Annotated in this window: 5 protein-coding genes and 2 tRNA genes; 6 read left to right on the forward strand and 1 reads right to left on the reverse strand. The window is 58.5% G+C overall.

The window, feature by feature from the left end:
- Positions 1–6 precede the first annotated feature (6 nt).
- From KBX13_RS10770 to KBX13_RS10780, 3 genes are all read left to right on the forward strand, one after another.
- Complete coding sequence (locus KBX13_RS10770; RefSeq protein ID WP_256022151.1) at positions 7–1,023, forward strand: 3-isopropylmalate dehydrogenase; 1,017 nt, start codon at positions 7–9, stop codon at positions 1,021–1,023.
- Positions 1,024–1,087: 64 nt separating this feature from the next.
- A complete protein-coding gene (locus KBX13_RS10775) occupies positions 1,088–2,551 on the forward strand; it encodes a cell wall-binding repeat-containing protein (protein ID WP_256022152.1) in 1,464 nt (487 codons plus the stop codon).
- 36 nt (positions 2,552–2,587) lie between these two features.
- Positions 2,588–3,379, forward strand: a complete 792-nt coding sequence (locus KBX13_RS10780) for a fumarylacetoacetate hydrolase family protein (RefSeq protein WP_083290949.1) — start codon at positions 2,588–2,590, stop codon at positions 3,377–3,379.
- 6 nt (positions 3,380–3,385) lie between these two features.
- On the opposite strand, the gene KBX13_RS10785 is transcribed toward KBX13_RS10780, so the two are convergent.
- A complete protein-coding gene (locus KBX13_RS10785) occupies positions 3,386–4,501 on the reverse strand; it encodes an isochorismate synthase MenF (RefSeq protein WP_256022154.1) in 1,116 nt (371 codons plus the stop codon).
- A gap of 91 nt (positions 4,502–4,592) precedes the next feature.
- Between KBX13_RS10785 and gltX the strand changes: the two genes are divergently transcribed.
- The 3 genes from gltX (at position 4,593) to KBX13_RS10800 (ending at position 6,445) form a co-directional block, all read left to right on the forward strand.
- On the forward strand, positions 4,593–6,092 hold the full coding sequence (gene gltX, locus KBX13_RS10790; protein ID WP_256006533.1) for a glutamate--tRNA ligase: 1,500 nt from the start codon (positions 4,593–4,595) through the stop codon (positions 6,090–6,092).
- 180 nt (positions 6,093–6,272) lie between these two features.
- Positions 6,273–6,344, forward strand: a tRNA-Gln gene (locus tag KBX13_RS10795).
- Positions 6,345–6,372: 28 nt separating this feature from the next.
- Positions 6,373–6,445 (forward strand) — tRNA-Glu (locus KBX13_RS10800).
- Positions 6,446–6,748: the final 303 nt, after the last annotated feature.

A 6,748-nucleotide genomic window follows, 5' to 3' on the forward strand; every position in this document is an offset into this window, starting at 1 on the left:
CCAAAAATGAAGGTTGCTGTTATTGGTGGGGACGGCATCGGCCCTGAAGTGATGGCAGAGGGGCTCAAAGTTTTGAATGCTGTTCGCTCGGACGTAGATACCACGGATTTTGACCTCGGTGCGCGTCGATACCTGCGTAACGGCGAGCTACTCACGGACGGTGACCTCGAGGCGCTGTGTGAACATGACGCAATCCTGCTCGGCGCAGTCGGGGACCCGCGAAAGGTTCCCGCTGGTGTGCTTGAGCGCGGGCTCCTGTTGCCACTGCGCTTCAAGCTGGATCACTATGTCAACCTGCGCCCGTCGCGCCTGTACAAGAGTGTGACCTCGCCGCTGGCACGGCCGGGTGACATTGACTTTGTAGTTGTCCGCGAGGGAACCGAGGGGCTCTATGCCGGCAATGGTGGCACGCTGCGCGAAGGTACCGAGCATGAGGTTGCCTCCGAGGTTTCTCAAAACACTTATTACGGTGTTGAGCGCGTCGTGCGCTACGCCTTTGAACTTGCTCAGCAGCGCCGCAAGAAGTTGACTCTTGTGCACAAAACGAACGTCCTGGTCAACGCTGGTGGTTTGTGGCAGCGAGTCTTCGACGAGGTCGCGCAGGAGTTCCCGGAGGTGACCACGAACTACCACCACATCGACGCGACGACTATTTACATGGTCAGCGACCCTTCGCAGTACGACGTCATTGTGACGGATAACCTGTTCGGCGATATTTTGACTGACTTGGCCGGCGCAGTTGCGGGTGGTGTGGGCCTTGCGTGCTCGGGCAATATCAACGCGGCAAAGGTCACGCCTTCGATGTTTGAGCCAGTCCACGGTTCTGCACCGGATATTGCAGGTCAGGGGATCGCCGACCCGTGCGCGATGATTCTCTCCGTCGCGATGATGCTGCGCTTCCTCGGCGATGAAGACAATGCCCAGAAAATTGAAGCGGCCGTGGAAAAGGAAGTGACGGGCCGCGAAGGGGCTGAGATAGTGACGACTGAGGTTGGCGACCGGATTGCTGCCGCGCTGAGGTAACCACGTAGGGTTGAGGCCAGATTTAAACAGGACCTCCGTGTAGGAAAGGCGGGAGACATTGAAGATGGCTTCGACCCGGCATCGTGTTGGCAGCGTCATCGTTGCGCTCGGTGTCGCAACGGCAAGCTTGAGTGCGTGCGCAACTGGCGACGCCGAAAAAGGAGCGCAGGGCGCGCAAGCCTTGGAGATGTCCGGTGCCGAGGTTATTCAAGACCCAGACGGTACCGGTGCGGAAGTTTCGAAGCGGTTGTATCCAGCGTCGGACGCTGTGGTTGTCGCGGGTAAGGAGCGGGAGTCGCAACTGCTTGGTGCGGCAATCGCCCTGGAACGTGGCATCCCTTTGTTAGTGCGTTGGCCAGGTACAGACGAGACTGTTGATGTAGAGATTCAACGTCTAGGCGCCACCGAAGTCATCACGCCATCAGAGGAAGCGGGCGTGGAGCCGCTGCAAAGCGACAACCCTGAGCGTGATATCGCCGCAGTTGCGGCTACGCAGCCACAGCAACCTGGGGCACTCACACTGCCACCGGTCCTGGTGACAGAGGAGACGTCGCTTGGAGCCGCCGTGTCCGCGCGTGCAGCAGGTGCGGAACTCGAAGTCTTGCAGTTCCCGGATCCACGTGTCACCTCAGACGCTATGCGCACAGTGCTGGAGCAAGACACGCTCGCCCTTGGACTGCAATGGGGCAACACCGAAATGTACCGGGACAAGATCACGCTCGCGACCCACGGTGAATTACCTGGAGGTGGCGGTCTTGTCTTTCCCGGACGGCGCATGATTGCGCTGTACGGGCACCCGTCGGGCCCAGCACTCGGTGTTATGGGGGAGCAGCCTCCGGCTGAAGCGGCGCAGCTAGCAACATCGTATGCGCAACAGTACCAACCGTTGGACGGGCAGCCGGTGATCCCTGCGTTCGAGATTATTGTCACGGTGGCTTCGCAATCTCCCGGCCCTGACGGCGACTACTCCAACGAGACAGCGATCGAGGACCTCGTACCATACATCGATGCGATCACTGAGGCTGGTGGCTACGCAGTGCTCGACCTCCAACCCGGTCAGGGTGATTTCCTTCACCAGGCCCGCCTCTACGAAGAGCTCCTGCTTCGGCCGAACGTGGGGTTGGCCCTCGATGCCGAGTGGAAGCTGAATCCCGGCGAGCAGCCATTGTCCCGTATCGGGTCGGCAACTTCGGGCGAGATTAATGCTGTTGCTGATTGGCTTGCGGCCCTCGTTCGAGAGCACAAACTGCCACAAAAGATGCTCATCCTGCACCAGTTCAGGCTGGACATGTACCCGGATCGTGAAAATATCCGCACTGACCAGCCGGAATTGGCGTGGGTGCTCCATGCGGACGGCCACGGCGTGCCGGAGCAGAAGTTTGATACCTGGAACGTCCTGCGTCAAGGTTTGAGTCCTGATTACTTCATGGCGTGGAAGAACTTTATCGACGAGGACACCCCAACCTTTAGCCCGGAGCAGACATACAACGACGTCCAACCTCGGCCGTGGTTCGTGAGCTACCAATAAAGTGCGAGCAGCCTTCGGGGTTGTATGCTCGTCCCTATGCGTTTTGGACGAATTGCTACACCCGAAGGCATGACCTTCGCTGTCATTGATGAAGCGGCGACGACCGCGCGTGCCATTGCTGGTACACCATTCACCGACCCCGAGTTCACCGGCAAAGAGTGGAAGCTTGAAGACGTGAGGCTGCTTGCACCGACGCTGCCGTCGAAAATTGTGGCAGTCGGCCGCAACTACGCGGACCACGTCAAGGAAGTCTTTCAACAGACCGCGGATGATTTGCCGCCGACGATTTTCATCAAACCGCCGACAGCAGTTGTCGGTCCCGGCGCGCCAATTCGCATCCCCAAGTTCGCTACCCGCGTTGAGTTCGAGGGAGAGCTTGCACTCGTCATCGGCGTGCCGTGTAAGAACGTGAAAGCGGACCAGTGGAAGTCGGTAGTGCGTGGTGTCACCATTATTAACGACGTCAGCTCGCGCGATCTCCAGTTCTCCGATGGGCAGTGGGCACGCGCGAAGGGCATGGATACCTTCGCTCCGCTAGGGCCATGGATTGAGACAGATCTTGAGCGCTTCAATTTTGATTCGCTGCCGATCAAGGCGCACCTCACACATGAGGGGGAGACTGCGACAAAGCAGGATTCCAACTCGGACCAGATGATTAAGTCGATCGGCGAAATCGTCGAGTGGGTCAGCGAGTCATTCACGTTGCTTCCGGGCGATGTCATCGCAACTGGCTCACCTGCGGGGACCGCGGAAATGGTCCCGGGCGACGTGATTGAGATTGAGATCCCAGGTATCGGCTCGCTGACTAACCCGGTGGCGCGCGCCTAGTTGGGGCTAAAGGCCGAGCGCACGCATGATGGTGCGCAGTTTGGCTGTGGTCTCGTCGAGCTCATCTTGCGGGACGGAATCTGCGACGAGCCCGCCGCCAGCCCAGGCGCGAGCCTGAGTGCCCGCGGCGTTGACCTCCGCGCAGCGGATCGCAACCATGTATTCGCCATCGCCGCTCTTGTCGGTATAGCCGACGGTGCCAGCATAGAACCCTCGGTCGGTCTCTGCGGTGGTGATGAGCGCCTCCGCCGCGGCTTGCGGGGTACCGCAAACAGCTGGGGTGGGGTAGAGGCGAAGCGCAAGGTCGAGCGCTGTTGGCGCAGGGTCTTTCAGAACGCCGCGGATTGGGGTGGCAAGATGCCACATTTCTGAAGTCTTATCCAGTTGTGGTCCGTCTGGAATGTCGAGTTGGGAACACAGTGGCGCCAGAATCTCGCGGATGTGCTCGACCACGTACGCGTGCTCGTCGCGATCCTTGGCGGAAGCAAAGAGTGCCTGACCATTCGCCTCATCAGCCGCAGGGTCGTGTGGGACACGGGCAGCTGATCCTGCTAGCGGATACGAACTCACGATATTGCCTTTGCGGCGCACCAAAACCTCAGGTGATGAGCCCACGAAGAAGTGGCCGACACGCCCGCTCGGTGTGAGGTCTGCGATGAACCCGTCGCGGGTATAAGAAAGGTCAATCAGGCGCGCGGCGACCAGGCGAGGATCGACGGGTGGATCGAATGCGATGTCCACTGCACGAGCAAGGACCACCTTGTCCAACATGGACCCCTGGATCGTGGAGACCGCTGCTTCAACCCGGCGCAGGTGTTCTTCCGGGGTGGGATCGACGTCGATAAGCGACGCGTGCAGCTTTGAGCCTGGGCCGACTCGATAGTAAGGATGAGGCTCGAGCGTGCCAGATTCCCGGACTATGGATTCGGGCACTGTCAGCGCCGCGGGCGTGTCTTTATCGAATGGGAGAGCGCCTACCACCATCTCGACGTCGCCGGACTCGAGGGCGTCGATAGCTTTCCATGCGTCTGAGAACGTTTGATTGGTACCTTGCGTGCGCACTGAACCGGTGCTTCGGGAAAGCAGGAAGTCGGGCGCAGTGGTGGGGCGGGCTGAACACATGTGGTCATATTTTACTAGGCGCAGTCCCGTAGCCCGTACTAAGGGCCTGCCATATGCGCCTTGATGGGGCAGGGGCGCTACGATAAAGCACATGAATAAACCAGCAAAGATGCGTGTCCGATTTTGTCCGTCTCCAACAGGTACGCCCCATGTCGGTATGGTACGTACGGCCTTGTTCAACTGGGCACAGGCACGACACAGTGGCGGCACGCTGATTTTCCGCATTGAAGATACCGACGCCGCACGTGACTCGGAAGAGTCCTACCAGGCAATCATCGACTCCTTGAAGTGGCTGGGCCTGGATTGGGATGAAGGCGTTTTGGTAGGCGGCCCACACGAGCCTTACCGCCAGTCGCAGCGAATGGATATCTACAAGGAAGTCCTGGACAAGCTGATCGAAGCCGGGGAGGTCTACCCGGCGTACTCCACGAACGAGGAGGTTCAGGCGCGGCACAAGGCGGCAGGGCGGGACCCCCAGCTTGGCTACGACAACTTCGACCGCGACCTGACCGAAGAACAGATCGCTGCATACGAGGCTGAAGGCCGCAAGCCAGTTTGGCGTCTGCGCATGCCGGACAAGGACTGGACCTGGAACGACTTGGTGCGTGGCGAAGTGACGTTCAAGTCGCAGACGCAGCCAGACTACGTTGTTGCACGTTCGAACGGTGCGCCGCTGTACACGCTGGTCAACCCAGTTGATGACGCGCTGATGCAGGTCACGCACGTCCTGCGTGGTGAAGACTTGCTTTCCTCGACTCCGCGCCAGCTTGCTCTGTATGAGGCGCTCCAGCGTATCGGCGTCGCTGAGTTCACTCCTGAGTTTGCGCATCTGCCGTTCGTGATGGGGCAGGGCAATAAGAAGCTTTCCAAGCGCGATCCGGAATCGAACCTGTTTAATCACCGCGACAACGGCATCATCCCGGAGGGCATGATCAATTACCTCGCGCTGCTGGGCTGGTCGCTGTCTTCTGATGAAGACATCTTCAGCGTTGATCAGCTTGTCGAGGCGTTCGATGTTTCTGATGTGCTTGGTAACCCTGCGCGCTTCGACCAGAAGAAGCTAGAGGCGATCAACGCTGACCACATCCGCTTGCTTGAGCCAAAGGACTTCGAACAGCGCCTGCGTGATTACCTGACCGAGTTCACCGACTTCCCAGTCGACTACCCGGCTGACAAGTTCGCACTCGCCGCCGAGTTGGTTCAGACCCGTATCAAGGTCCTGTCAGATGCGTATGGACTGCTGAAGTTCCTTGTTACTCCGGATGCAGATCTTGTCCTCAACGAGAAAGCGGCGAAGAAGAACCTCAAGGACACTGCTGTCCAGCCTCTCGACGCCGGCATTGCGGCACTCGACGCCATTGCTGAAGATGACTGGACTACTGAGTCCATTGAGAAGGCTCTGCACACCGCGCTGATCGAAGAACTGGAGTTGAAGCCACGCGTTGCGTTCGGTGCGCTCCGTGTTGGAATCTCCGGGGAGCAGGTTTCTCCACCACTCTTCGAGTCGATGGAGCTGCTGGGTAAGCAGTCCACGATGGCGCGCTTGCGCGCTGCGCGTGAGGTTACTCCGTACACTGCGCCGGAGGCTTAACGGGCCTAACGAGCATTGGCGAAGTCGAAGAGGTATCGCATGGTTTGCGATACCTCTTTTTCTATTATGACCAGGCGATTTGTTTCGTATTGGGCTTTATGGTTATAGTAGTCATCGTTGTTCAGAGCGAGCAAGGCAAAACGAAAGAAACAGTTTAGTCTTGTGAGTGAAGAAAAACAATGGCCTATGGTGTAATTGGCAACACAACGGTTTCTGGTACCGTCATTCTTGGTTCGAGTCCAGGTAGGCCAGCTACAGAACTTTGGTTCTGTGTCCTAATGCCCCGTTCGTCTAGCGGCCTAGGACGTCGCCCTCTCACGGCGGTAACACGGGTTCAAATCCCGTACGGGGTACAAGTAACAGCCAGTGCGTTGCACTGGCTGTTTTGCTTTGTTTACCTTGGTCGGTCCGTCAGTATGGTTGGTACAGTTTCCCTATGCCGATCCCTGTACGAAAACGCTGTGTCCTAGCAGTCTCGGTGGTAGTACCGCTTGCCCAAGCTCAGGTACCGCCAGCTGAAGCGGAGGCCAGTTCAGCCCAGAACAATCCGCTGTCGTCGATCTTCACAGGCGAGCCTTCGGGTTAAGCGACAAAATGTGTGCTTTTCTCGGCGTGTCGACTTAAGTGACAAAATGTGTGCTTTTTCAGGGGTTGGG

Origin of the sequence: Corynebacterium sp. CCUG 51687 (assembly GCF_024453995.1) — a bacterium.
Taxonomy (GTDB): Bacteria; Actinomycetota; Actinomycetes; order Mycobacteriales; family Mycobacteriaceae; genus Corynebacterium; species Corynebacterium pseudogenitalium.

Bases quoted from the DNA above. Each gene is read 5' to 3' on its own strand.
- KBX13_RS10785 (WP_256022154.1), bottom strand. From the start codon at position 4,501: ATGTGTTCAGCCCGCCCCACCACTGCGCCCGACTTCCTGCTTTCCCGA.
- KBX13_RS10775 (WP_256022152.1), top strand. From the start codon at position 1,088: ATGGCTTCGACCCGGCATCGTGTTGGCAGCGTCATCGTTGCGCTCGGT.
- KBX13_RS10780 (WP_083290949.1), top strand. From the start codon at position 2,588: ATGCGTTTTGGACGAATTGCTACACCCGAAGGCATGACCTTCGCTGTC.
- gltX (WP_256006533.1), top strand. From the start codon at position 4,593: ATGAATAAACCAGCAAAGATGCGTGTCCGATTTTGTCCGTCTCCAACA.
- KBX13_RS10770 (WP_256022151.1), top strand. From the start codon at position 7: ATGAAGGTTGCTGTTATTGGTGGGGACGGCATCGGCCCTGAAGTGATG.